The organism is Candidatus Aminicenantes bacterium (assembly GCA_026393795.1).
In the GTDB taxonomy this organism is placed as follows: Bacteria; Acidobacteriota; Aminicenantia; order UBA2199; family UBA2199; genus UBA2199.
In genome coordinates this window covers 1-2,878 of the sequence record JAPKZL010000307.1, presented here as the reverse complement: position 1 = coordinate 2,878, position 2,878 = coordinate 1, and the positions used below count along the sequence as shown (strand labels likewise).

2 protein-coding genes are annotated in these 2,878 nt (G+C 56.0%); both read right to left on the bottom strand.

Going from position 1 to position 2,878, the window contains the following annotated elements:
- Nucleotides 1-136 precede the first annotated feature (136 nt).
- On the bottom strand, nucleotides 137-1,822 hold the full coding sequence (locus tag NTW95_15060) for a transposase (GenBank protein ID MCX6558726.1): 1,686 nt from the start codon (nucleotides 1,820-1,822) through the stop codon (nucleotides 137-139).
- A 5-nt stretch (nucleotides 1,823-1,827) separates the two neighbouring features.
- Nucleotides 1,828-2,469: a hypothetical protein gene (locus NTW95_15055; protein MCX6558725.1), complete on the bottom strand. Its 642-nt coding sequence runs from the start codon at nucleotides 2,467-2,469 to the stop codon at nucleotides 1,828-1,830.
- Between the last annotated feature and the right edge of the window lie 409 nt (nucleotides 2,470-2,878).

Here is a 2,878-nt window from a genome sequence, read left to right as displayed (position 1 = left end):
CAGCGATTCGAGCACCTCTTCATAGGATTTCCTTTAATTATTCGGCTTTTTAAGCAAAAACCATTAAGCATCGACTATGCCATAAAACTCTGGGAATTAAACCTATGGCCACAAAACTCGGTTGGAAGTGGCCTGATTAAGGGGTTTTGACAAGGGGTTTTCGAAAGAGACCGCAAAGGGCTGTGGGAAAGGCGGGCATGTTCACAAGCCGTTGGATTTTCCGGGGAACTCGGTCGGACCAGTTCTGAGCGGTTTGCATTTCTTGGCGAACTGTCTCGATGTCCATCTGGGCAAAGCAGGCTTCCAAATTCGGCTGGCCATTGAGGAGAACTTGCAGGTAGTCGGGATTTTCCAGATTCTTGACCAAAGGCGTGTCGGCAATCATGCTTTGCAGAAACTTGCTCAGGGAATTATGGCCGCTTTTTCGGCGCGCCCCGCGCCGGAAATCGCGGAAGAATCGCTCCATGATGTTATTGGTTCGTTGGGGTTGAATGCGCAGTCGTCCGTGCGGTGTTGGCACGGTAATCGGATCGGCGAAGAGTTTGGCTCCGTACTTATCGATCTGAGCGATCATGGCCTTCCAATGGCCAGTGGACGGGTAATCGCCGCGCGCGGTGATCCGGCGGCGGAACTCCTGAACCGCCTTCTGGATCGAGCCCATGGCCAGGGGAGCGCTGCCGGAGTTCAGGCCCGCCGATCCCCCGACTTCGGCAATGCGCATCGCGCCACGCAGTTGGTCGAAGACTTGGATTTTGACCTCCAGGACCTCGATCATTCTCCGCAAGCCCGCATCGGCAGCCAGGGGCTTCAAGGCGTGGGCTAGTTTGAACAAGGGAACATTGTCCTGCCACTGGCCGCGCAAATGGATCTCCTTGATCACCTCCAGTTCTTGGGCCACCCCCTGCAAGCGCCGGGCAAACTCGAGTTGCGGCCGGTCGAAGGGGAACCCATAACCTTCGCCCTGGGTTTTTCCCTCCAGCATCCACTGGGTCAGACTATAGGCGCTGAGCAGCGGGAACTCATCGGCCTGAGCGGGGATGGCGTCATAGTCCGGCTCCAGGAGATCTTTGCCCACGTCGCGCAGAAAATGAAAATGGCAGATGAAATCCGGGACGCCGGGAAAGACCACTTTGACCGCCGCCAGAATGCCCACGCCCATGTCGTGGACCGCCGCCAAAGGCACTCCGTAACGGGCTTTGATTTCCTTCAGGAAGGGGATGATCTCTTCGGTTTTCTCCGAAGGAATTTTCACATTGCCCAACACAATCTCGGAAATGGAATCCAGACTGCTCATGAGCATGGGCGGGCCGGCCTCGCCCGTCGCGTCCAAATGCAGGATATAACCGCCCTGAGCGCGCATGGCTTTCTTCAGGCGGGGAGCCGACTGGCGATGAGCCCAGGCCAGATGGACGACGAATCGCTTGCCCAGATAGGCAACTTCACTGGCGCTCAAGCGCACGTTGCGCGCGCGCAACTCTTGGATAATTTCTTCGGCGCGGCGGTGGCGCCGGAACAGCGCCTGGCCGACAAAGATCATCACATCGTAGCCGAAGGTGGAGCCTGCGGGGACCAAGCGGCTGAGTTCTTCCGAGGCGTAGCTCGTCGGGTTGGGGCAGTGGTCGCAGTAGAGAAGGGTTTCCTGGGCGGTAAAGCTACCCAGGTGCAAGGTGTGGACCGTTTTCGTGCGCGTCTTGCTAATGCGGAGCGAGGCATGACAATCGGGGCACTCGCTTCGGGTCGAGCGAAAAGGCAAGCAGGGGCGCTGCGCAAACAGATAAGGGGTGGAACTTTCCCGCGCCAGTTTCTCCAGATACTGCTGCAATAGGTTCAGGGTTTTGGCTTCGGTAGTTCGGGTGTTTTTTTTAGACCGTGTTCTTCAAAGAAACGGTCGATGTTTTCCGGAGTGATCGCCAGTGAGCCAGGCAACCGCAGCCGGGCTGCCAGCTCTTGGAAACTCAGCGCGGGATTTTTGATATATTCGACCAACACCAGGACGGCCGCCTGCGTGCTCAACGCGGCCGCCGGACTGGGCGGCGCGGCCGCCATCGCCGACTGGCGTTGTTGCTGGTTCAGGGGCGCTTGGATCGAGAGGTATCGAAACTCGCCTTGGACCTTGAGGCGATCGAGTTCTCCGTCCTGGTGCAAATGGGTTAAGACGGCATGGCACGGGTGCTGGAGTTTTTGGGCGAGTTCGCGGGCCGAAAGTCCGGCCGGACTGCGCCCGACCAAATGGTCGATCGTGGCCGTTAAACTGCCGTGCTTGGAAAAGCCAAGATCCCGGTGGTGCCAAAGGCCATCGTGGTTAAACCGGGGTGTGCTTCGCAGCGTGTACCACTTGCCATTATGGGTGTAACTGCGGAAATACCCGATTTGGAGGAGGAATCGGCGCACCGAGATGAGCGCATAATCCAGGGAGCGCGCCAAATCGGCCAGGATCCAGCACGGTCGCCGATCAAACATCTTTTTCAACTGTTCAGTGGGGATGAGTTGGGGAGGCATAGGAGGTGATGATAAAGTATTAAGTATTTGCTGTATATTTAATACTTTATCATACGACTACGGCTCGTCAACTCCCTTGCTACAAAAGTCGAGTTTAAGCGAGTTTACTGTAACCTGCTTATGCCACGTAAGTTACAATCATGCCACTGCAAAGACTAAAACCGACAGATTCGAATCCGAGGACACAAAATGAGCGAGTATGAAAACCTGATATGACGCAACTCATTGATTATCAACAATCCAACCGAGTTTTGTGGCCATAGCGATTTTTTGCGATTTTTCGATTTTAGCAGCCGCGCCTTAAGTTCCTGGCGTGGCCGACACAGGAACGGAAAGGCCTTGGGCCTCCTCTTCTGGACGCGTGGTTCCACGCGATCGG